Origin of the sequence: Stenotrophomonas sp. a6, assembly GCF_030913325.1 — a bacterium.
Lineage (GTDB): Bacteria > Pseudomonadota > Gammaproteobacteria > Xanthomonadales > Xanthomonadaceae > Stenotrophomonas > Stenotrophomonas maltophilia.
In genome coordinates this window covers 2,661,097-2,682,121 of sequence record NZ_CP133161.1, presented here as the reverse complement: position 1 = coordinate 2,682,121, position 21,025 = coordinate 2,661,097, and the positions used below count along the sequence as shown (strand labels likewise).

The window sequence follows — 21,025 nt, the reverse complement described above, 5'->3', positions numbered from 1 at the left end:
CAGCGGCTGCACCTTACAGCAAAAGAGAATCATTTGCATCCATGGCGCGAGGCACGGCACGCATGGGCCACCGCGGCGTCAGCGCGGGCGATAGTCGCAGTGGATCTGCAGGGCTTCGGTGGCGTTGTGATGCAGCTCGAAGCCGCACTGCTGCAGGCTGCGCTTCACCTGCACGACGGCTTCGGAATGACGGGCAACGCGACGATCCTGCCAGCGCGGTGGGGTGAACACGCCCAGGGGCAGCAGCCGCAGCCGCTTGCCGTGCAGTACCAGTGAGACATCGACATGACGGCCATCGATGTCGTGGCCGTTGGCACCGAAAATGGCATCGATCTCATCGCGGCGTTGCGGGTAGCAGGTGCGGAATGCTGCGATGCCGAGCCGTCGTACCGCGCGGCGGAAGCCGCCGAGACGGCTGTGGCCGGGTTCGAAGCCACGGGTGAGCAGCAGGCGCAACCCGGCAGGCAGCATCGCCTGCGCGTCGAGCAGGCGTTGCAGTACCTCTTCTTCCAGTTGGATGCGGGTGGAGGGCCAGCGCGGAGCGATGAGCAGTCCGTGGTGGTTGCCGCGTTGCAGGGTCAACATGCGTGAAGCTTCGCACGCGGGCGAACAGCCGCGGTAGTGCCGGCCGCTGGCCGGCAGATCCGGATGCCGGCCAGCGGCCGGCACTACCATCGGGTCAGATGTCGCGGTACTGGATCTGCGAAGCCAGTACCCGCAGGCCATCGGCATTGCTGGACAGGATGCGCTCTTCGCCGACACCTTTCTGCCGTTTCAGCTGGAAGCCCTGATCGGCAGGCAGCTGTGCGGCAATGGCGTCCATGCGTTGCAGGGCATCGGGGCCGCTGCAGTCGAAGTGGCCCCAGTGGGCGCCATCGCGGTGGATCTGCAATCGGTAGTTCATTGCGGTGTCTCCGGCAGGTCCTGCAGCCAATGGTCGAACATCGCGGTTGCGGCCGCTGCCAGCGGTGCGCCATAGCGACGCGCCTGTGCGCGCAGGTCGTTGGGATCGATGCCGGCCTGGGCCAGCTCCAGCGTGTGGCCGATCAGCCAGCGCTCGAACTGGCGGGCGTCCAGTTCCGGGTGGCATTGCAGGGCCAGTGCGTGGCTGCCGATGGCGAAGGCCTGGTGACGGCAGGCCGGCGTGCTGGCCAGGCGGCGTGCACCGGCCGGAAGTTCGAACGCCTCACCATGCCAATGCAGTACCGGAATGCCCTGCAGGGACTGCAGCGGAGAACGCTGGCCTTCATCGGTCAGCAGCAGTGGCGCAAAGCCGATTTCCTTGCCACCACTGGGAGCGACACTTGCACCGAGTGCGCGCGCCATCAGCTGTGCACCCAGGCAGATGCCGAGGGTAGGCCGCTGCCGCTGCAGCCGGCGCTGCAGCAGGGCAATGCTGTCGTTGACGAAGGGGTAGGTCCCTGTGTCATTGGCACTGATGGGACCGCCCAGCACGACCAGCAGGTCGGCGGTTTCGGCGTCATCGAGCGCATCGACGCCGGCCTGCAGCAGCTGCAGCTGCCAGCCTTGCGCCAACAGCAGTGGCTGCAGGGTGCCGAGGTCTTCAAAGCCAACGTGCTGCAGGACAACCGCGTGCTTCATGCCGGGGCTCCGCTGTTCGGCCAGTAGAAGCTGTCCGGGGTGGCGCGGGCGCCGAAAATGGCCTGGCCGACGCGGACCACGGTGGCACCTTCCTCGATGGCCACTTCGAAATCACCGGACATGCCCATCGACAGCTGCGACAGGTCCAGGTCGGGCGGGGCGGTGCGTTGCAGCTGGTCGCGCAGTTCGCGCAGGCGCACGAAGCAGGCGCGCACGCGCTCGACGTCGGGGGTGAAGATGGCCAGGGTCATCAGGCCGCGCACGCGCAGGCGATCGAAGGCTGGCAGCTGTTGCACGAAGGCCTCGACCGCGTCGGGTTCCAGTCCGTACTTGCTGGGTTCGGCCGAGGTGTTGACCTGCACGAACACATCCAGGGTGCGCTCTTCCAGTTGCAGGCGCTGCTGCAGGGCCTCGGCTACGCGCAGGCTGTCCAGCGCCTGGAACTCGCTGGCAAAGCGTGCCACGTAGCGCGCCTTGTTGGTCTGCAGATGGCCGATCACCGACCAGTGCACGCCCAGGTCGGCCATCGCTTCGGCCTTGCGTTGTGCCTCCTGCACCTTGTTCTCGCCAAGTTCGTGGCAGCCTGCGGCCACCGCCATGCGGATGCGGGCTTCATCGACGGTCTTGCTGACCGGCAGCAGGCGCACGCTGGCCGGGTCCCGGCCGACGCGGGCGCAGGCATCGGCGATGCGTTGGCGCACCGTGACCAGGTTGGCGGCGATCTGTTCAACGGACTGGGCGACGGGCCAGTCGGCGGCGGCAAGGGGCATGCGGGCACCTCCAATGCAGGGCGGCCAGGGTGGGATACACTGGCACAGGACAAGAGATATTTTGGCATAGGACAAAATGAAAATCACCGGGCACAGTGCCGAGTCGATCTTCGACAGCATCCGTGAGGGCATCGGCGAGGGCCGCTTGCCGGCCGGCAGCGTGCTGCCGCCGGTGCGTGAACTGGCCGAGCAGCTGGGCGTGAACCGCAACACCGTGGCCGCTGCCTACAAGCGCCTGGATGCGGCGGGCCTGGCCAGCACGGCGGGCCGCCGCGGCACGGTGGTGCGTGGCCTGCCGCCGCCGCTGGCGCGCGAGGGCAGTACGCCCGGGCTGGCGCTGCAGGACCTGGCCGGTGGCAATCCGGATCCGCGCCTGCTGCCGAACCTGCGCCTGGCCCCCGCCGCACCGCGGCTGTATGGCGTGGGCACGGTCGACCCGAGGTTGCAGGCGCTGGCGCGCGCCTCGCTGGATGCGGACTGCCCGGCGGGTTATGCGCTGGAGCTGACCCATGGCGCGGTCGATGGCATTGAACGCCTGCTGGCGGCCTGGCTGCTGCCGGGGGATCGCATCGCGGTGGAGGATCCGTGCTTCCTCGGCAGCCTCAATGTGCTCAATGCCGTGGGCCACGCGCCGTTGCCGGTGGCGGTGGACGCGCATGGCATGCAGGTCGAATCACTTCGGCAGGCGCTGGAGGCCGGTGCACGCGCGGTGCTGCTGACCCCGCGTGCGCACAACCCGACCGGGGCCAGCCTGGATGCGAAGCGGGCACGGGCGTTGCGCCAGCTGCTGGCGGCCTACCCGCAGGTGGCGGTGCTGGTCGACGATCATTACGCGCTGCTTTCGCAGCAGGCCTACCACTCGGTACTGCCGCTGGATGGCCGGCGCTGGGCGCTGTTGCGTTCGTTGTCCAAACCGCTCGGCCCCGACCTGCGCCTGGCCTGGTTGGCCTGCGATGAAGAAACCGCGATGCGGTTGCGGCTGCGATTGGCGTCCGGCACCGGCTGGGTCAGTCATCTGCTGCAGGATGCGGCGACGTCGGTGCTGGCGTCGGCAACGCAGCGGGCGAAGATCGCCTCGGCAGGTGAGCGTTACCAGCAGCGCCTGCAGTCGCTGCAGGAGTTGCTGCGCGCGCGTGGCATGCCGACGCCGCTGCCAATGGAGGGATTGAACCTGTGGCTGCCGTTGTCGGCTGACAGCCATCCTCAGGTGCTGGCACTGGCTTCGCGCGGATGGCATGTGCGGGCGGGCGAAGTGTTCGCGGTGGCGGCGCCGGGACATGGCCTGCGCATCACCTGTGCGGCGCTGGGGACGACGCAGCTGCGGCAGCTGGCCGATGACCTGGCGGCCGTGTGCGGGGTGTAGCGTCGAGCATGGCTCGACGCTACAGAAGCCGATCAGGGCGCGGCGTTGGCGCCAGGGCGCACGTAGTAGGACTGGCCGCTGTCATCGACGAACATCAGCTCCGGCTTGCCCTGCCAGGAGGTGAGCATGGCGCCGGTGTTGTTCTGGTGCTTGACCATCAGGCTGGCGCCGCGATCCGGGTTGGCGACGACCTTGAATACTTCGGTAGTGCCGGTGGCATCGTCGAGGGTGAGCAGGGCTTCGCCGCCGCGGTCGCTGGTGCCATAACCACCACGCTCGGAACCGTCGGGGCCAAGCAGGATCAGGCCAGACAGGGCGGTGGCGCGCGGCCCCTGGGTGCGGCCCTGGCTGAGCGGGTCGGGGACCGGTGCGCCGAGGATCACCCGCGGCTGGCCGCTTGCATCGTGGATGACCAGGCCGCGTGCTTCGATGATGCGCTGTGGCGATTGGCTGCGATGCAGGTTCCAGGCGGTCCAGCCGGAAACAAGCAGGGCGAGGGTGGAGACCACCAGTGTGGTCAGCAGCAGCGCACGGGGCATCGGGTGGTCCTTCCTTGGATGTGCCGACGATAGCGGATGCAAAAGGGGATGGGTAGAGTCGACTGTCAGTCGACTGCTGTTCGATCAGATCACGGAGATTCCCGCGCTGGCGCGCGCAAGTCGGCTGACAGTCGACTCTACCTCTACCTGCTCGACATCACCCAGTGGCCGTTACGCGGTGATTCCCGGCGTCAGTGGAAATCGCGGCTGTGGCTGCGCAGTCCCTGCAGCAGCTCATCCAGGCAGTGCATGCGCTGCACGATGACATGCTGCACACCATCGACGCGTTCCAGGCGGCCATCGATCTGCATCAGCTGGGTATCGACCAGCACCCGGTGCTGGCGATCGGCCAGGTGCCGCCAGACCACGGCGTTGACCATGCCAGTCTCATCTTCGAGCGTGAGGAAGGTGACGCCGCTGGCGGTCTGCGGGCGCTGGCGCATGCGTACCAGGCCGGCGATACGCACGCGACGGCCATGACCGTGGTCCACCAGCTGTGCGGCATCCAGACAGCCACGGCTGCGCAGCTGCGCACGCAGGAACGAGATCGGGTGGCGGCCAAGGGTGGTGCCGGTGCTGCGGTAATCGGCCTGCATGTCCTCCCATGCGCTGGGCAGCGGCAATGGCACGCGGGCTTCGGCGGTGGCGCGGGCCTGGTCGAACAGCGGCAGCCGGTTTTCCACGCCGGAGATATCCCAGCGTGCACGATGGCGATGGCCACTGAGCCCACGCAGCGCACCGGCATCGGCCAGCAGGCCCTGCTGGCGGCGATCCAGGGCGGTGCGCTGGCACAGGTCGCCCACATCGTCGAACGGGCGCCGCGCACGTTCGCGCATGATGGCCTGCACGGCGGGTTCATTGCAGCCATCGACCAGGCGCAGGCCGAGCCGGATCGCGGCCGCGCCCCTGCTGAAATCCAGGGTGCAGTCCCAGTCGCTGTGGCGCACGTCCACCGGCAGCACGCGGATGCCGTGCCGGCGCGCGTCCTGCAGCAGCTGGTCGGGGCTGTAGAAGCCCAGCGGCTGGCTGTTGATCAGGCTGGCGGTGAACGCGGCGGGGTGATGGCATTTCAGCCAGCAGCTGTTATAGGTCAGCAGGGCGAAGCTGGCGGCGTGGCTTTCCGGGAAACCGTAATCACCGAAGCCCTTGATCTGATCGAACAGATGCTCGCCGTACTCGCGGCTGAAGCCGTTATTGAGCATGCCGGCCAGCAGCTTCTCGCGATGCGGCTCCAGGCCGCCACGGCGCTTCCACGCCGCCATCGAGCGGCGCAGGGCATCGGCCTGGCCCGGCGTGTAGCCGGCCGCTTCCACCGCCAGCTGCATCACCTGTTCCTGGAACAGCGGCACGCCCAGCGTGCGTGCGAACACGCGTTCCAGCTGCGGTGGGTAGAGCGGGTTGTCCGGGTCGTTCAACGCGTCCGGTCCCTGTTCGCGCAGGATCCGGCGCCGCTCCAGATAGGGGTGCACCATGTCGCCCTGGATCGGGCCAGGGCGCACGATCGCCACCTCGATCACCAGGTCATAGAACGTGCGTGGCTGCATGCGCGGCAGCATCGCCATCTGTGCGCGCGATTCGATCTGGAACACGCCGATGGTATCGGCGGCGCAGATCATGTCGAAGGTCTTTGCATCCTTGGGCGGGATCGCATCCATGCGTCCTTCATGCAGGCCATGCTGCTTCAACATCGCCAGGCATTTGCGGATGGCGGTGAGCATGCCCAGCGCCAGGCAGTCGACCTTCATCAGGCCGGTGGCATCCAGATCGTCCTTGTCCCACTGGATGACGGTGCGGTCGGCCATCGCCGCGTTTTCCACCGGCACCAGGGTCGACAGCGGATGCTCGGAGATGACGAAACCGCCCGGATGCTGAGACAGGTGGCGTGGGAAGTCGATCAGCTCGGCGGTCAATGCCAGCAGCCGCCGCATCAAGGGTGTGTCCGGATCGAAACCGCGCTCGCGGAGGGTTTCCGGCAGCGGGATGCTGCCACCCCAGTGGTCCATCGCCGCGCCGAGTTCGTTGACCTGGTCCATCGGCAGGCCGAGCGCACGGGCGACGTCGCGGATCGCGCTGCGGCCACGGTAGCTGATTGCTACTGCGGTCAGTGCGGCGCGCTCGCGGCCATAGCGCTTGAACACGTACTGCAGCACTTCCTCGCGGCGCTCGTGCTCGAAGTCGATGTCGATGTCCGGCGGCTCATTGCGCTCGGCGGAGATGAAGCGTTCAAACAACAGATTGCTGCGCGCAGGATCGATCTCGGTCACGCCCAGCACAAAGCACACCGTCGAATTGGCCGCCGAGCCACGCCCTTGGCAGAGGATGTCCTGGCTGCGGGCGAAGCGCACGATGTCATGCACGGTAAGGAAGTAGGAGGCGTAGTTTTTCTCCCGGATCAACGCCAGCTCATGTTCGATCTGCTTGCGCTGTGCGTCCTTGATCCCTTCTGGCCAACGCCAGGGAATCTTTTCTTCGACCAGCTCGCGCAGCCAGCTGTCCGGGTCATGCCCCTCCGGCACCAGCTCGCGTGGATAGGTGTACTGCAGCTGTTCCAGGGTGAAGTGGCAGCGTTCGGCGATGCGCAGGGTCTCGGCCAGCAGTTCGGCGGGATACAGCTGGGCCAGCGCGGTGCGCGGACGCAGGTGGCGCTCGCCGTTGGGAAACAGGCGCCAGCCGGCTTCGGCCACGCTGCAACGATGGCGGATCGCGGTCAGCGTGTCCTGCAGGGCGCGGCGGCGTCGCACGTGCATGTGCACATCGCCACTGGCGACCAGCGTCAGGCGGTGGCGTTCGCCGAAGGCCTGCAGCTGCTGCAGGCGGCGTGCGTCGTCGTGCTCGTGGTGCAGTTCCACCGCCAGCCACAGCCGATCATTGAAGCCGGCGCGCAGCAGTTCCAGGTCGGTGGCGGCCGGTTGCCGGTCCAGCCACAGGCACAGCAGGCCGTCGGGCAGGCCAAGCAGGTCCTCGCGCAGGCAACGGTACTCGCCCTTGGCCGCGCGCCGCCGGCAGGTAGTGATCAACTGGCACAGCCCGGCATAGGCGGCCTGGTCGGTGCACAGCAGGGCCAGCTTGGGTCCGTCCTCGACCTGGAATTCGGCGCCGACGATCAGCGCCACGCCATGCGCCTTCGCCGCCTGCCAGGCACGCACGATGCCGGCCAGCGAGCATTCGTCGGTGATCGCCAACGCGCGGTAGCCCTGGCCGGCGGCGCGCGCGAACAGCTCTTCGGCGATCGAAGCACCACGCTGGAAACTGAAGGCCGACAGGCAGTGCAGTTCGGCGTAGCCGGGCAGTTCGCTGTGCATGGCGGCTCAGCCGAACCAGCCGTGCAGCATCCACGGCGCATGCGGATCTTTGCGCTCACGGAAAGCCCAGCCGCGCTGGCCGTGTGCGGTTTCCACCACGTAGTAGTCGCGGCGCGCGTCGGCCTGGTCCCACCAGCCCGATTCGATCCGCTCCGGCCCGGTGACGATGCGCAGCCGCGGATCACGCAGCGGTTGCGGAGTGTCCAGCAACCAGCCAGGGCGCAGCGGCCAGTACGACGGAGGCTTGGCCGCAGGCTGGCTGCCACTGGCGCGTTCGGGGCGATGGTCGGCCTGCACCGCCAGCGGCTGCACGGCGTCATCGCCCAACCGCGCGCGCAGGCGCTCGCGCAGCTGGTTCCAGGGCATCGCCTGTGCCGGGCGGGTATCGAACAGGTCGCGCGCGGCGGGCACGAACGGTGGCAGCTGTTCGGCCTGCAGGCGCAGTGCGCGGCTGCCGGCCGGCAGGGCGAACGCTTCCATGCGGTTGCGCGCGATCTCGAACAGCAACGCGGGATCGCGTTCCGGTGCCAGCAGGCCGATGGTCAGCACGCTGGCCGGCAGCAGGTCGTGCTCGAAATGCAGGTCGAAGCGCTGCACGCCGCCATCGCGCGAACACAGGAACGCGGCCAGGTCCAGCAGCAGGCGACGCAGCGGGAACAACAGGGCCTGGCTGGATTCGATCTCGTACTCGAATTCGATGCGTGCATCGAAACGGTCCGGTGGCTGGTAGTAGCGCAGTGGCGCGGTGGGTAGCCCACGCAGTGCATCCAGCTGCTGCAGGACCTCGGGGGCAAAGCGCCGGGCCAGGCTGTCGCGCGGCAGATCGAGCACTGTGCCCAGCGTGCGCAGGCCGGAGCGGCCGAGCACCGTCACCGCCTCGTTGGGCAGGCCGCAGCGCGGCAGGGGCAACTGCGCCAGCGCCGCCGGCAGTTGCTGTGTATCGATGCCGAGGCCGTCGTGGACGTTGGCCAGCACGCGCGCGGCATGTGGGGTAGGTGCGGCCACCAGACGGTGACGGAAGCCGAGTTCGTGCAGTTCGTTGCGCAGCCGCTGCTGGATCGTCAGCCAGTCACCAAACAGGGCGCGGCTGGCGCCGATCTCCAGCACCAGTGCATGCGGGAAATCGAGGCTGACCTGGGAGCTGTAGGCGTAGGCCCAGCTGGCCAGCAGCTGCCGGGTGTGCTGTTCGGCGTTGGGATCGTAATCGTGCAGGTGCATGTCCTGCACCAGCACCTGCGCAGCCGACAGCAGCATGCCCGGGCGCAGCCCGGCTGCGCGTGCCGACGGGCTGACCGCACGCAGTACGCGACGCTGTGCCGGCCCCTGCAGCAGCACCAGTGGGCGCTGCGGATCCGGCTGCAGGCGCAGCACGCTGTCCAGCGCCAGCTGCGGCAACAACAGGCAGGCCCAGTGCATGGCGCGGCCTCAGTGGGCGATGGCCAGCGGCAACGGCTGCGCCGGCGGCAGGCCGCCTCGGCACTTCAGCACCCGCACCTGGCCGTGGTCGAGCTGCAGGCGCAGGCTGGCCGGAGAGGGATTGCGCGCCGCCTGCGCCTCGCGGAACACGAAGCCCAGGCACTGGCCGCTGTCGGCGGCGACCTGCAGCCGGCGCAGGGCGCGATCGTCGGCCTGGTGTGGCCAGCACAGCACCGCCGCGCAGGCGGCAGAGCGCAGGCACTGCTCGGTGGCCCAGAGCGCCTGTTTCGGCGCGGCGTGGATGATCTGCAGCTGGGCCAGGTCCAGCCCGGCTGCCGCCCAGGCCGGGGCATGCGGGCGATAGGGCGGGGCGACCAGCACGATCGGGCGGTCACGCAGGCTCAGCTTGGCCAGCGCCGGCCAGACCAGCGCCAGCTCACCCACCCCGGGCGCCGCCTGCAGTACCTCGCACAGCCCGCTGGTGGGCCAGCCACCGCCGGGCAGGCGTGCGTCCAATGCCGGGTGCCCGCTGGCCAGGTGGTCGCTGGCCGGCCCCTGGCGGGCCGGGCCGCGCCACAGCTGGCGCCCGTCCAGCAGCCGGTCGAGGGCGACGACGGCACCCATCAGCCGGCCCTCCAAGGGAGGCGCCGGGCGGGCTGGAAACGGCAGGAACGGGCGGAAACGGCGGGCATGGCGCGAGTATCGACGGGCCGGTATCAGGGGCTGAGACCAGACATGCTACTCGTCTTGTGAGTAGAATTACTAATGAAATCGGAGGGTCCGGTTTCAGGTTGCTGAAGGGGTAAAGGAGTGCCGACCAAGGTCGGCACCCACAGGCCCTGGTTACGGGCGCACCGGCAGCGCCACCGGGCGCAGCGGCGCGGCATCGCCGCCGCGGATCTTCAGCGGGCCGCCGATGAAGGCGAACTCGTAGACCTTGTCGCGGGCCAGTTCGTCCAGCGCCACCAGCTCGATGATCGGCGCGCCCTGCTGGGCCAGCAGGTAGGTGTGCAGCGGCACGTAGTCGTCGGACACCTCCGAGGGGAAGGTCTCGAAGCTGAGGTTGTCGGCACCGACGATCATCGCGCCGCTGTCCTCGACCAGGAAGCGCGCCGCGTCCAGGCCCATGCCCGGCGGGTTGGCCATGTAGGCCCTGGGCTGCTCGAACAGGCGCATGCGGCCGGTGCGGATCAGCACCACGTCGCCCTGCTGCAGTTTCACCTTCTGGCGTGCCAGCGCATCCTTCAGGTCCTGGCGGGTGACGCGATAGCTGTCCGGCAGCATGTCCACGCCCTTGGCGCCGGCCACGTCGATCAGCACGCCACGCGCGATCAGCGGCGGGAATTTCTCGATGCCGGTGACATTCCAGCCACGGTCGCCGAGGTGCTTGTCGGCCTCGAAGCCGTTCCAGATCTTCCCGTGGATGCCGAAGTGGTTCAGCGCATCGATGTGGGTGCCGGTGTGGCTGTACATCGAGAATGCGGTGCCGGTGTAGCTGCGGGTGAGGTTCATGGTCTCGCCCACGCCCATCGGGTCGTCCATCACCGTGCCGCGCGGGGTGTGGGTCATCCAGAACTGGTAGTGCGGGTCGCCGGCATCCTGCCAGCTGGGCATGCCGACGTAGTATTCGGTGGCCAGGTCATAGGCTTTGCCGCCGCTGACCCGTGACAGGATCGCCGCACGCGAGGCTTCGGTGATCAGGTTGAGGCGACCGATCTCGTCCTTCGGCCCCCAGGGGCTGGTGCCGACCTGCTGGCCGGAGGGAACGCGTTCGTGTGCGGACACGGTGGTGGACGCGGCGGTGCCGGCCAGCAGCAGGGCCAGCGCGGTGGCCAGGGTATGTGGGGTCATGGGGAATCTCCTTGCAGGGTGGGGGAGGGTGCGGCTCAGGCCGCGACCAGGGGCGCCAGGGCCTGGCGCAGGTGTGGCAGCGGCAGGGTCTGCAGGCGCAGGCCGTTGCCGCCGATCACGGTGGGTATGGAACGGATGCCGAGGGCAGCGGCTTCGGCACGATCGGCCTGCACGCGCTGGCGTACTGCGTCGCTGCGCATGTGGTCAGCGAAGGCGCCACGTGGATGGCCCAGCGATTCGGCGATATCCAGCAGTACTTCGGCGTCGCCGATGTTGCGGTGCTGGTGCAGGTGCGCCCATTGCACGGCATCAAACATCGCGCCATGGGCGTCGTTGCCACCGAGCATGCCGGCGGCCTGGCAGGCCAGTGCGCCGAGCCAGCCGGACGGATACTCGAAGTCCTGTGCGCGCATGCCTTCGATATCGATGCGCGCGGTGTCTTCATGCGCGGCGCAGTCGGTCCAGTGGCGCAGGATGATCGCCTTGGCGCGCTCCATCGAGCCGAACACCTCGACCATCTGCGCGCGCGAGTCCTGCAGCACGAAGCTGCGGTGGCGCACCTGGATGCCGAGTTCGGCCGAGACCTGCTGCAGGCGCGGGGCCAGCACGAAGCACCAGCCGCAGACCACGTCGTGGAAGAAATCGACCACCGGCGCGGCGGTGGCGGGGGAAGGAACGGAAGACATCTGCCTGCCATCGGTGAGAGGGGAGGCGGCAGATTAGGCAGCGCGGCGTAGCCGAAACAGCACGCCGCGGGCAGCTCAGTTTTCGCTGGCGGTTACGAATCCAGGCCGGCGCAGCCGGGCAGCTCGGCGTGCAGGAAATCGATGAAGGCACGCACCTTGGGCTGCAGGTGGCGCGAGGTCGGGTAGACCGCATGCACGAAGCGCGGCGGATAGCGGTGGTCGGGCAGCACCTGCTGCAGTTCGCCACGGGCCAGTGCCGGTGCCGCCAGGAACGAGGGCAGGGCGCCGATGCCCATGCCGGCCACCAGCAGGTCGCGCAGCAGCAGGCTGTTGTTGACGGTGACGCGCGCCGGCAGGGTGATCGTCACCTGGCCATCGGGGCCGAGCAGCGGCCAGCTGCCGGGCGAGTCGGACAGGCTGTAGGCCAGCACGCTGTGCGCCTGCAGATCGTCCACCGCCTGCGGTGCCGGATGCTGCCGCAGGTAGGACGGGGCCGCGCACAGCACCTGCTGCAGCGACGCCAGCCGGCGCGCCACCAGGCGTGAATCATCCAGCTCGGCACGCAGCCGCAGCGATACATCGAAACCCTCACCGACTGCATCGAGCAGGCGATCTTCCATCACCAGATCCAACGACAGCTGCGGATGCTGCTGCAGGAAGCGTGGCAGCAGCGGCGACAGCGTGCTCAGTGCGAACGACTGCGGCGCGTTCACGCGCAGGCGCCCGGCCACGTCGCCGCGCTGTTCGGCGATGCCGCGTTCCAGCGCCTCCAGTTCGTCGAGCAGGCGGCAGCATTCGCGGTAATAGGCGTGGCCGGTCTCGGTCAGGCTCATGCGCCGCGTGGTCCGCTGCAGCAGTACCACGCCCAGATGCGCTTCCAGCGTGCGCAGCTGCTTGCTCAGGCCGGCGGGCGACATGCCGAGGTCTTCGGCAGCGCGGGCCAGCCCGCCGCGTTCGACGATGCGGCGGAAGGCACGCATCAGGTTGAAGGAATCCATGCCGGCCCCGGGCGCGATGAGGGCGCCATTGTAGAGCCGCGCCATGCGTGGATGTGGGAAACGCGGCGCCGACCAAGGTCGGCGTCTACCCGGTGCGTGCGGGTTGCGTCGTTTGTTCAAGCCAGCACCCCATACGCGGCGCCAGCATGCAGGCCCCTCACTTTCCGGGTTGCCCATGAAGCACTGGATGCTCCGCCTGTATGCCCCGCTGTTCCTGCTGGGCTTCGTTGCCGCTGCCGTCGTCTGGGTCGGCCATTGCCACGGTGATCCGTTGTGGCTGCTGGCCTTGCTGGCGGCCGCCATCGCGGTCTCGTTCGCCGCCGAGCGTGCCTGGCCGTACGACCCCGCGTTCAACCACGACCACGGCGACAGCCTGCGTGACACCCTGCATGCACTGGTCAACGAAAGCCTGAACCTGCTGTCGATCGCGGCGGTGCCGCTGCTGGCGGCAATCATTCCGTGGCAGTTGTGGCCGGTGCAGTGGCCATTCGCGCTGCAGGTGCTGCTGGCCATCGTCTGCGCTGATCTCGGCATCACCCTGGTGCACTACGCCAGCCATCGCATCGGCTGGTTGTGGCGGCTGCATGCGGTGCATCACAGCGTCACCCGCATGTACGGCTTCAACGGGCTGATGAAACACCCGCTGCATCAGGCGGCCGAAGCGGTGGGCGGCGTGCTGCCGCTGCTGCTGTTGGGCCTGCCGATGCCGGTGGCTGCGGTGCTGGCTTTCGCCATTGCCATCCAGCTGCTGCTGCAGCACTCCAACGTGGACATGCGTCCCGGCGTGCTCGGCCGGGTGATGGCCTGGGCGCCGCTGCACCGCTTCCACCACATGCGTTACGGCACCGCGGGCGACGTCAACTTCGGCCTGTTCCTGACCGCCTGGGACCATCTGCTGGGGACCGCCTTCGATGCGCCGGGTTATCGGCTGCAGCAACGCGACCTTGGCATCGGCAGCCAGCCGGACTATCCGCGCGATTATCCGGGGCAGCTGCTGGCGCCGTTCCGCGAACTGCCGCATGGCGAGGTGCCGGAGTTGCCGGAAGGTCTGCGCAGGCGCGAATGATCGAACATGTCAGGCCGCGTGCAGCTGCAGGCCCTGCAGCTGCGCTGCACCGATGCCGAACATGCGGCGCAGGCTGCGCGAGAGATGGGCCAGATCGGCGAATCCAGCGGCATGCGCACTGTCGGTCAGGTTGTGACCGCTCAGATGATGCATCAGCGCGCGGCGCAACCGTTGCCACAGCACCCAGCCGCGCAGGGTCACTGCCAGCTCGGACTGGAAACGCCGGTGCAGCTGACTGGTCGACAGGTGCGCCGCCTCGGCGATATCGGCGGCCGGCACCGGGCCGGGCAGGTGCTGGGCGATCCTGGCCAATGCCGCCTGCACGCGGCGGTCCAGCGGTTGCGGGCGGCTCAGTCGTGGCAGCCAGTCGTGCAGTTCCATCGCAGTGCCGGGCAGCGAGTGCAGGTGCTGCTGGATCTGTTCGAGGTCGGCATGCGCCGGCTCAAGGAACACCGTACAGCCCGCTTCCGGTGCCGACAGGATTGCGTGCGGCTGGAAGGACGGCAGCCACAGCCGTTGGCCCTGCTGCCGTACGCCATCGACTTCGACCTGCCAGGGCGTACCGTCGCTCAACAGCAGTTGATGGGCGTAGTGCGCATGCGAGGCGCTGCCACCGGCATGGCCCTGCAGCACGGCCACGTGAGCATCCAGCAGCAACGTGCCATTCCAGGCCAGGGCGGGGGAGGACATGGAGGGATTGTAGATCCACGCCATGCGTGGATGAATCTCCATCGAAATCGAGTAATTCGACAATGAAACGAAGAGCATCCACGCATGGCGTGGATCTACTGCAGGTTGCGAGAAATTGTCGAAGGCGGGGTGGGTCCGTTGGCGGGGGCGTGAGCGCCATGGATGGCGCGACCGAGCCTCCAGGGACGGATTCACGGCGTCCCCCGCCAACGGACCCACCCCGCCTACCCACAGGAGCCCCGCTGTTGCTTTGGCCGTTGCCTCTGCGGGTGCCGGGCGCAGCCCGGCCGTCCCCTCACCGGCCGTGCGGATCCGGCCGGTGATGCACGTACTCGACCACCGTGCCATCGGGATGCACCGCGTTGAACGCCGCCCCGGTGGGTACCACCTGCAACGGGAAGATGATCTCGGCGCCAGCCGCGACCAGTTTGTCGTGATAGGGCCGAACATCGTCGACCAGCAGCGTTCCCGTGGTCGAAGTGAACGGCGCCAGCGCCGTCTCGCTGCCCTCGATCAACAGGAACGCACCGACCATCGCCAGACGCAGCCCGGCCTCCGGAAACGGGAACCCCGCATCGGCCACCACACCCTGCAGCTGCTCGTAGAACGCCACGCTGCGCTCCAGCTCACCCGGGGCCACGAACACCCGGATCAACACGCGCGGCGCGCGCTGGCTGGAGGTGTCACAGCGGTCGCGCCAGAGATGGTCGAAGTCGCGATGGACGGTCATGGGCTCGGTTCGTGGCCAGGGACCCTCATTATCGGCAGCCTCGCGCGGCGCGCTGATGACCGCCGGTGATGGCCTGATAACCGCTGGCCGGGTTGCCCCTGTGACTTAGGTCCTGTTGACAGGTGTGAACGCCCTCGCACAATCTTCACAGGATTGGGTCGCCCTGCGCGGCCCGGGCAGGCAGGTTGTCACGCCGGGAGGAGGGTCCCGCGCGCAGACCGGCCCGTCCATCGGCCTGCGGGACGTTGCCTGGCAACCCCTGCGCGGCATGAACGCTGCACCCTTCGGCGGCACTTTCCCTGGACCGATTGCCTTGGCAACGGAATTACGCCTGCCGATGAAAACGTTTACAAAGCCGCTTGCACTGTCCCTGGCCCTGTCTGCCGCACTGGCCGCCCCGGCCTGGGCCGACCCCGCCGCGTTCACTGTGCTGACCCTGGAACAGGCCCCGACCGCCGAGGCGATGCCGGCCCTGGCCGCCCAGCTGAAGACCCTGCAGGTGGACGCGGTGAGCGTGCGCCAGGTGCAGCGCGGCATCGGCCAGGTCGATCCGCTGCAGGTGCTGGCCGATGGCCTGGGCTACGCGTACCGCTTCATTGCTGCCGGCAAGGATGATGGCCAGACCCAGCGCGGCCAGGCCGTGCTGACCCGGTTGCCGATCGCCGCTGAATCCGGCCCCGACCAGCCGGGCCTGAACTACCTGCGCCTGGACGACGGCCGCCACACCGTGGCGGTCTATACCGATGCCGGTGCAGGTGCGGCGCAGCTGCCAGCGCTGGTCACCCGTTCGCGGCTGGGTGCACCGGCGGTGCTGCTCGGCGCGGTGGCCGGTGAATCGGCCAAGGCCGCAGGCTTCGATCCGGCGCGTGTCGCGCTGGAAGCCGATGCCAGCTATTTCAGCGATGGCTTCCAGGCCGCCAGCAGTGCGCCGTTCAAGGTGGAAGGCAGTACCCTGCGCGCCACCCTGCTGACCCTGGCCTACGCCGCCGACACGCATGGCGACAGGCCGTGGATGGACACCACCCTCAACGCCGACGCGCGCGCTGCGCTGCTGCTGAAGGCGATGACCGAGGATGAGAAGTTCCAGATGCTGCACAGCTACTTCGGGCTGGGCAAGGACGGTGGCCCGCTGCCGGAAGGCGCAGTCGGTTCGGCCGGTTTCGTGCCGGGCGTGGCGCGGCTGGGCATTCCGTCGCAGCAGTCGGCCGATGCCGGCGTTGGCGTGACCAATCCGGGTGGCATCCGCCCGGGCGATTTCGCCACGGCGATGCCGTCGGGCCCGTCCACCGCATCGAGCTGGAACCGTGAAGTCGCCTTCGCCGGTGGCGCCACGATGGGCCGCGAGGCATGGCAGCAGCGCTTCAACATCCTGCTGTCGGGCAGCGTCAACCTGCAGCGCGACCCGCGCAACGGCCGCAACTTCGAATATGCCGGTGAAGATCCGCTGCTGGCCGGCTCGATGGTTGGCGCGCTGATCCAGGGCGTGCAGAGCCAGCACGTGATCTCCTCGATGAAGCACTTCGCGCTGAACGACATGGAGACCCGCCGCAACTTCCACGACGTGCGCATCGGCGAACAGGCCATGCACGAGTCGGACCTGCTGGCCTTCGAGATCGCGCTGGAAGCCGGTCGCCCGGGCGTGGCGATGTGCTCGTACAACAAGATCAACGGCACCTACGGCTGCGAGAACGGCTACCTGATGAACCAGGTGCTGAAGCAGGAATGGAAGTTCCCCGGTTTCGTGATGTCCGACTGGGGTGGCGTGCACAGTGGCTCGAAGGCGGCGCTGGCCGGCCTCGATCAGCAGTCGGCCGGTGAAGTGTTCGACGCGGCGGTGTTCTTCGACGAACCGCTGCGCCTGGCCGTGCACGGTGGCGTGGTGCCGCAGGCGCGCCTGAACGACATGGTGGCGCGCATCCTGCGCACGATGTTCCTGCATGGCAGCTTCGACAACCCGCCGCAGCACCAGAAGGTCGATGCCGAGGCCGGCTTCGCCGTTGCCCAGCGCACGGTGGAAGAGGGCAGCGTGCTGCTGCGCAATGAGGGCAACCTGCTGCCGCTGGCCGACAGCGTGAAGCGCATCGTCATCATCGGTGGCCATGCCGACAAGGGCGTGATCGGTGGCGGTGGTTCGTCGATGGTGGGCGTGACCGCAAAGGGCACCAATGCGGTGCCGGGCGTGATGCCGACCACCTGGCCGGGCCCGGTGATCTTCCACCCGTCCTCGCCGCTGGAATCGCTGCGTGCGGCGCGCCCGGACGCGACCATCGAGTATGTGGACGGGATCAATGCCGCCGCTGCGGCCAAGGCCGCCGCGCAGGCTGACGTGGCCATCGTGTTCGCCACCCAGTGGGCCGCCGAATCGGTGGACCTGCCGGACATGCAGCTGCCGGACAACCAGGATGCCCTGATCTCGGCAGTGGCCAAGGCCAACCAGAAGACCGTGCTGGTGCTGGAAACCAACGGCCCGGTGCGCACGCCGTGGCTGGCGCAGGTGCCGGCGATGCTGCAGGCCTGGTATCCGGGCATCCGCGGTGGCGAAGGCATTGCCGCGCTGCTGACCGGCCAGGTCAATCCGTCCGGCCGCCTGCCGGTGACCTGGGTGACGGACGAATCGCAGCTGCCACGCCCGCACATCGACGGCCTCGGCTTCAAGCCGGCCAAGCCGTTTGGTGATGTGTTCGATTTCGATATCGAAGGCGCCAACGTCGGCTACAAGTGGATGGCGGCCAAGGGTCTGACCCCGACCTTCTCCTTTGGCCATGGCCTGTCCTACACCTCATTCGCCTATGAGAACCTGAAGGTGAGCGTGGAGGGCTCGCGCCTGGTCGCCAGCGTCGACATCCGCAACACCGGCAAGCGTGCCGGTGCCGACGTGGCCCAGCTGTACCTGAAGCTTCCGGCCGGCAGCACCACGCCGATCCGCCTGATCGGCTATGACAAGGTGAACCTGCAGCCGGGCGAACAGCGCCGCATCCGCATCGAAGCCGAGCCGAAGACCCTGGCCCACTACGATGCACAGGCGCGCCAGTGGAAGATCGACAGTGGCACCTACCAGGTCCAGCTGTCGCGCAATGCGGCCGAACCGCTGCAGAGCGTGGACGTGCAGCTGGTGGAGCAGGTGCTGCGCTGATGCCTGAAGACACGGCCCGCACAGGGCCGTGTCTGAAAAAGGGGACGGAGGGGATTAAGTCGTTTATGCACAAACGACTTAATCCCCTCCGTCCCCTTTTTTCATTTGCCAAACCACCCGCGCAGGAAATCGATCAGCTGCCGCACCTTCGGTGAGGGCTGCGTGCTGTGCGGGTAGACCGCGTATACGCTCTGCTGCGGGAAGCGGTGCTGGCGCAGCACCGGGCGCAGGCGGTCCTGGGCCAAGTCGTCCTCGATCAGCCAGCGTGGCAGCACGGTGACCCCGGCGCCGGCCACGGCGAAGGCACGCAGGCTGCTGGCACCATCTACGCGCACCACCGCATTGCCCGGGTTGGTGGCAAACAGGGCGTCGCTGCCATCCGGCGCCACCACCGGCACGTCGGCCAGGCGCGGGTAGCCGAGGCGGGGCAGGGTGCCCAGCTGCACGGGGTCGTCGGCAGCATCGGCAGAGGGCAGGCGTGCCAGCAGGGACGGAGCCGCCACGGGGCACAGTGGATGGCGTTCCAGTTCGCTGGCGTGCAGGCCCGAATCCGGCAGACGGCCAAGACGGATCGCCAGGTCAAAGCGCTCGGGAATCAGGTCCGCCGGCGCGGGAGACGTGGACAGGTGCAGCTGCAGCGCCGGGTGCCGCGCACGGAACGCCTCCAGCGCAGGAATCAAGCGTAGCTGGGCGTACTCCGGCGTGGTGGTCAGGCGCAGCACGCCCTGAAGCTGGTGCTGGTCGCGGCGCGCGGCATCGATCGCTGCCTGTGCGGCGTCCAACGCCTGCACGCAGTGCTGCAGGAACTGTTCGCCGGCCTCGGTCAGGGCCAGGTGGCGGGTACTGCGCAACAGCAGGGTCACGCCCAGCTCCTGCTCCAGCCGCTTCAGGTTGAAGCTGACCACCGCGCGGCTGAGGCCGAGCCGATCAGCTGCTGCGGTGAGGCTGCCGGCCTCGACCACGGCGCGGAAGATATCGAAGCGATCGAGGCTGACCATGGCAATTCATTGTCAAAGTGGATTTGACAGTGTTGCAGTTGCTGTCGTGTTTTTCCAACAAGGCCCGCACGGCATGCTGGCCGCTTCCCTGCTGGAGCGCCGCCGATGCCGTCCCCCCGCCTGCGCCATGAGGCGATCTTCCTGCTGGCGTTCGCCCTGGATCTGGTCAACATGTTCATCGCCACGGTGGCCTATCCGGCACTGGCAGCGGAACTGCACGCTGATGTCGGTACCCTGGCCTGGGTGGGCACCGCCTACATGCTGGGCCTGAGCGTGGTGATTCCGCTGGCGCCCTGGTTGGCCGCGCGCTGTGGTGAGCGTCGCCTGCTGCTGGTGGCGTTGCTGTTGTTCGCGGTTGCCGCTGTGCTGGCCGGCGCCGCACCGGGTATCGGCTGGCTGCTGGGCTGGCGCCTGCTGCAGGGGCTGGCCGGTGGCCTGCTGATTCCGGTGGCACAGGCGGCAGCGTACCGACAATGCACGTCCGACCAGCGTGGCGCGCTGACCCGCCGCATCCTGCTGGTGGCGCTGCTGGTGCCGGCACTGGCGCCGGCGCTGGGCGGGTTGCTGGTGCAGTGGTTGTCCTGGCGCGGCGTGCTCTGGGCCAGCCTGCCGTTGGCGGTGGTGGCGATCGGCCTGGTGCTGGCCTGGATGCCGGCCGATGGCGCGCGCAGTGCGCCGCGCCTGCAGGCCTATGCGCTGTCCACCGCGATGCTGGCGCTGGGCGCGTTGCTGCTGGCGCTGACCTGGCTGGGTGAACCCGGCCATCGGGCCGCCGGTGCCGTAATGCTGTTGATCGCAATGCTGTTGGCGGCGGCTCACCTGCGGCATGCACGGCAGCAGACGCAGCCCCTGCTGCGCTGGTCGCTGCTGTCCCATCGGGGCCTCCGCCTGGCGATGCTGGTCTATCTGGCAGTGCCCGGTGTGTTCATCGGCAGCCAGCTGGTCAGTACCCTGCAGCTGCACCAGGCCGGTTACAGCGCGGCACGCATCGGCGCGTTGATGCTGCCCTGGGCGCTGGCCTCGGCCATTGCGATCACGGCCAGCAAGCGCCTGCTGGCGCGCTTCGGCCCGGCCACGGTACTGCGTATGGGCATGCTCCTGCAGGCCAGCGGCCTGCTGTTGATGGCGATGCTGCAGCAGCCGGCCTTCGCGTTGGCCGGGCTGCTGTTCGCGCTGATGGGCGCCGGCGGCAGCCTGTGCAGCAGCACCGCGCAGACGCTGGCGTTCCACGGCGTGGAGGGCGAAGCGCTGGGCGATGCCAGTGCCCTTTGGAACCTCAACCGTCAGCTCAGTTTCTGCCTTGGTACTGCCGCCATTGCGCTGTTGCTGGCGCTGGCCATGCAGTGGCTGCCAGCACGCGCCACCAGCGTGGCTCTGGGTCTGGCCGCCGCAATGACGCTGTTGCCGATGGCGCTGTTGCGCCACTCGCACTCTGTTTCCCTTTCGCAACCCGAGAATGCCTGATGGATATCACCGCAGAACATGAAATCCACCACCTGCACGACAAGCTGCAGGCCTGGTTCCGGGCCGAGGTGGCTGCGGATGCGCTGGATGATCTGATGGCGCATTTCTGCGCGGACTTCAGCATGGTCGGCATCGCGGGTCGCAGGCTGGACCGGAAGGCCGTGCAGGCACTGTTCGCGGGCGGTCACGGGGCGCGCCCCGGGCTGCGGATTTCCATCGACGCCGTGCAGGCGGTGGAAGCGCCATCACCGCTGGCGGTGCTGCGTTATCGCGAAGGGCATTCGCTCGATAGCGGCCGGCTCACATGGCGCGAATCGTTGGCCGTGCTGCGGCGGGAGCAGGGTCGCTGGCGCTGGTTGGCGCTGCACGAAGTGCCGATGGCCTGACCGGTAGTGCCGGCCGCTGGCCGGCAACCGC

General features: G+C 68.4%; 19 protein-coding genes. 5 read left to right on the top strand and 14 right to left on the bottom strand.

All coding sequences use genetic code 11. The annotated features are described in order from the left end of the window. Positions 1–78: 78 nt before the first annotated feature. The 4 genes from Q9Q79_RS12365 to Q9Q79_RS12350 all read right to left on the bottom strand — a co-directional run bounded on the left by Q9Q79_RS12365 (position 79) and on the right by Q9Q79_RS12350 (position 2,372). Complete coding sequence (locus Q9Q79_RS12365) at positions 79–585, bottom strand: hypothetical protein (protein WP_024956788.1); 507 nt, start codon at positions 583–585, stop codon at positions 79–81. A 94-nt stretch (positions 586–679) separates the two neighbouring features. Next, positions 680–904, bottom strand: coding sequence for a hypothetical protein (locus tag Q9Q79_RS12360; protein ID WP_005410058.1), 225 nt, complete (start codon positions 902–904; stop codon positions 680–682). Next, on the bottom strand, positions 901–1,602 hold the full coding sequence (locus Q9Q79_RS12355; protein ID WP_005410057.1) for a glutamine amidotransferase: 702 nt from the start codon (positions 1,600–1,602) through the stop codon (positions 901–903). Before Q9Q79_RS12355 ends, Q9Q79_RS12360 begins: the two co-directional genes overlap by 4 nt. Continuing rightward, the gene (locus Q9Q79_RS12350) at positions 1,599–2,372 is read right to left on the bottom strand and encodes a YggS family pyridoxal phosphate-dependent enzyme (protein ID WP_005413791.1); all 774 of its coding nucleotides are present in this window, start codon (positions 2,370–2,372) and stop codon (positions 1,599–1,601) included. The genes Q9Q79_RS12355 and Q9Q79_RS12350 overlap by 4 nt, the downstream gene beginning before the upstream one ends. A gap of 76 nt (positions 2,373–2,448) precedes the next feature. On the opposite strand from Q9Q79_RS12350, the gene ptsJ reads away from it, so the two are divergent. Beyond that, on the top strand, positions 2,449–3,735 hold the full coding sequence (gene ptsJ, locus Q9Q79_RS12345) for a transcriptional regulator PtsJ (protein WP_005413790.1): 1,287 nt from the start codon (positions 2,449–2,451) through the stop codon (positions 3,733–3,735). Between the two features lie 32 nt (positions 3,736–3,767). On the opposite strand, the gene Q9Q79_RS12340 is transcribed toward ptsJ, so the two are convergent. From Q9Q79_RS12340 to Q9Q79_RS12310, 7 genes are all read right to left on the bottom strand, one after another. After that, positions 3,768–4,274 carry a hypothetical protein gene (locus tag Q9Q79_RS12340; RefSeq protein WP_005410054.1) on the bottom strand — a complete coding sequence of 169 codons (507 nt, stop codon included), beginning with the start codon at positions 4,272–4,274 and terminating at the stop codon, positions 3,768–3,770. Between the two features lie 191 nt (positions 4,275–4,465). Next, a complete protein-coding gene (locus Q9Q79_RS12335) occupies positions 4,466–7,576 on the bottom strand; it encodes an error-prone DNA polymerase (protein ID WP_049460411.1) in 3,111 nt (1,036 codons plus the stop codon). A gap of 6 nt (positions 7,577–7,582) precedes the next feature. Further along, a complete protein-coding gene (locus Q9Q79_RS12330) occupies positions 7,583–8,992 on the bottom strand; it encodes a DNA polymerase Y family protein (protein ID WP_049460412.1) in 1,410 nt (469 codons plus the stop codon). A 9-nt stretch (positions 8,993–9,001) separates the two neighbouring features. After that, a complete protein-coding gene (gene imuA / locus Q9Q79_RS12325) occupies positions 9,002–9,616 on the bottom strand; it encodes a translesion DNA synthesis-associated protein ImuA (RefSeq protein WP_005413787.1) in 615 nt (204 codons plus the stop codon). A gap of 219 nt (positions 9,617–9,835) precedes the next feature. Further along, a complete protein-coding gene (locus Q9Q79_RS12320) occupies positions 9,836–10,843 on the bottom strand; it encodes a cyclase family protein (protein ID WP_076740144.1) in 1,008 nt (335 codons plus the stop codon). Between the two features lie 35 nt (positions 10,844–10,878). Continuing rightward, entirely contained in the window at positions 10,879–11,529 is a 651-nt protein-coding gene (locus tag Q9Q79_RS12315) for a DsbA family protein (protein WP_012480588.1), read from the bottom strand. A gap of 92 nt (positions 11,530–11,621) precedes the next feature. Then, positions 11,622–12,572, bottom strand: a complete 951-nt coding sequence (locus Q9Q79_RS12310) for a LysR family transcriptional regulator (protein WP_197572955.1) — start codon at positions 12,570–12,572, stop codon at positions 11,622–11,624. 142 nt (positions 12,573–12,714) lie between these two features. Here Q9Q79_RS12310 and Q9Q79_RS12305 point away from each other — a divergent pair, with 142 nt between their 5' ends. After that, on the top strand, positions 12,715–13,593 hold the full coding sequence (locus Q9Q79_RS12305; RefSeq protein ID WP_236672441.1) for a sterol desaturase family protein: 879 nt from the start codon (positions 12,715–12,717) through the stop codon (positions 13,591–13,593). 9 nt (positions 13,594–13,602) lie between these two features. On the opposite strand, the gene Q9Q79_RS12300 is transcribed toward Q9Q79_RS12305, so the two are convergent. Continuing rightward, positions 13,603–14,307, bottom strand: a complete 705-nt coding sequence (locus Q9Q79_RS12300) for an AraC family transcriptional regulator (protein WP_049402512.1) — start codon at positions 14,305–14,307, stop codon at positions 13,603–13,605. A 271-nt stretch (positions 14,308–14,578) separates the two neighbouring features. Continuing rightward, on the bottom strand, positions 14,579–15,013 hold the full coding sequence (locus Q9Q79_RS12295) for a glyoxalase/bleomycin resistance/dioxygenase family protein (RefSeq protein ID WP_005410044.1): 435 nt from the start codon (positions 15,011–15,013) through the stop codon (positions 14,579–14,581). 337 nt (positions 15,014–15,350) lie between these two features. Between Q9Q79_RS12295 and Q9Q79_RS12290 the strand changes: the two genes are divergently transcribed. Then, positions 15,351–18,146: a glycoside hydrolase family 3 C-terminal domain-containing protein gene (locus Q9Q79_RS12290; RefSeq protein WP_201862308.1), complete on the top strand. Its 2,796-nt coding sequence runs from the start codon at positions 15,351–15,353 to the stop codon at positions 18,144–18,146. A gap of 101 nt (positions 18,147–18,247) precedes the next feature. On the opposite strand, the gene Q9Q79_RS12285 is transcribed toward Q9Q79_RS12290, so the two are convergent. Then, complete coding sequence (locus Q9Q79_RS12285; RefSeq protein WP_005410042.1) at positions 18,248–19,144, bottom strand: LysR family transcriptional regulator; 897 nt, start codon at positions 19,142–19,144, stop codon at positions 18,248–18,250. A 105-nt stretch (positions 19,145–19,249) separates the two neighbouring features. Here Q9Q79_RS12285 and Q9Q79_RS12280 point away from each other — a divergent pair, with 105 nt between their 5' ends. Further along, the gene (locus tag Q9Q79_RS12280) at positions 19,250–20,608 is read left to right on the top strand and encodes an MFS transporter (RefSeq protein ID WP_062607266.1); all 1,359 of its coding nucleotides are present in this window, start codon (positions 19,250–19,252) and stop codon (positions 20,606–20,608) included. Beyond that, complete coding sequence (locus tag Q9Q79_RS12275) at positions 20,608–20,994, top strand: DUF4440 domain-containing protein (protein WP_201862309.1); 387 nt, start codon at positions 20,608–20,610, stop codon at positions 20,992–20,994. Before Q9Q79_RS12280 ends, Q9Q79_RS12275 begins: the two co-directional genes overlap by 1 nt. Positions 20,995–21,025 lie beyond the last annotated feature (31 nt).

What these genes read in the sequence shown, in the direction of transcription:
- Q9Q79_RS12365 (WP_024956788.1), bottom strand. Translation starts at nt 585, where the DNA reads ATGTTGACCCTGCAACGCGGCAACCACCACGGACTGCTCATCGCTCCG.
- Q9Q79_RS12360 (WP_005410058.1), bottom strand. Translation starts at nt 904, where the DNA reads ATGAACTACCGATTGCAGATCCACCGCGATGGCGCCCACTGGGGCCAC.
- Q9Q79_RS12355 (WP_005410057.1), bottom strand. Translation starts at nt 1,602, where the DNA reads ATGAAGCACGCGGTTGTCCTGCAGCACGTTGGCTTTGAAGACCTCGGC.
- Q9Q79_RS12350 (WP_005413791.1), bottom strand. Translation starts at nt 2,372, where the DNA reads ATGCCCCTTGCCGCCGCCGACTGGCCCGTCGCCCAGTCCGTTGAACAG.
- ptsJ (WP_005413790.1), top strand. Translation starts at nt 2,449, where the DNA reads ATGAAAATCACCGGGCACAGTGCCGAGTCGATCTTCGACAGCATCCGT.
- Q9Q79_RS12340 (WP_005410054.1), bottom strand. Translation starts at nt 4,274, where the DNA reads ATGCCCCGTGCGCTGCTGCTGACCACACTGGTGGTCTCCACCCTCGCC.
- Q9Q79_RS12335 (WP_049460411.1), bottom strand. Translation starts at nt 7,576, where the DNA reads ATGCACAGCGAACTGCCCGGCTACGCCGAACTGCACTGCCTGTCGGCC.
- Q9Q79_RS12330 (WP_049460412.1), bottom strand. Translation starts at nt 8,992, where the DNA reads ATGCACTGGGCCTGCCTGTTGTTGCCGCAGCTGGCGCTGGACAGCGTG.
- imuA (WP_005413787.1), bottom strand. Translation starts at nt 9,616, where the DNA reads ATGGGTGCCGTCGTCGCCCTCGACCGGCTGCTGGACGGGCGCCAGCTG.
- Q9Q79_RS12320 (WP_076740144.1), bottom strand. Translation starts at nt 10,843, where the DNA reads ATGACCCCACATACCCTGGCCACCGCGCTGGCCCTGCTGCTGGCCGGC.
- Q9Q79_RS12315 (WP_012480588.1), bottom strand. Translation starts at nt 11,529, where the DNA reads ATGTCTTCCGTTCCTTCCCCCGCCACCGCCGCGCCGGTGGTCGATTTC.
- Q9Q79_RS12310 (WP_197572955.1), bottom strand. Translation starts at nt 12,572, where the DNA reads ATGGCGCGGCTCTACAATGGCGCCCTCATCGCGCCCGGGGCCGGCATG.
- Q9Q79_RS12305 (WP_236672441.1), top strand. Translation starts at nt 12,715, where the DNA reads ATGCTCCGCCTGTATGCCCCGCTGTTCCTGCTGGGCTTCGTTGCCGCT.
- Q9Q79_RS12300 (WP_049402512.1), bottom strand. Translation starts at nt 14,307, where the DNA reads ATGGCGTGGATCTACAATCCCTCCATGTCCTCCCCCGCCCTGGCCTGG.
- Q9Q79_RS12295 (WP_005410044.1), bottom strand. Translation starts at nt 15,013, where the DNA reads ATGACCGTCCATCGCGACTTCGACCATCTCTGGCGCGACCGCTGTGAC.
- Q9Q79_RS12290 (WP_201862308.1), top strand. Translation starts at nt 15,351, where the DNA reads ATGAAAACGTTTACAAAGCCGCTTGCACTGTCCCTGGCCCTGTCTGCC.
- Q9Q79_RS12285 (WP_005410042.1), bottom strand. Translation starts at nt 19,144, where the DNA reads ATGGTCAGCCTCGATCGCTTCGATATCTTCCGCGCCGTGGTCGAGGCC.
- Q9Q79_RS12280 (WP_062607266.1), top strand. Translation starts at nt 19,250, where the DNA reads ATGCCGTCCCCCCGCCTGCGCCATGAGGCGATCTTCCTGCTGGCGTTC.
- Q9Q79_RS12275 (WP_201862309.1), top strand. Translation starts at nt 20,608, where the DNA reads ATGGATATCACCGCAGAACATGAAATCCACCACCTGCACGACAAGCTG.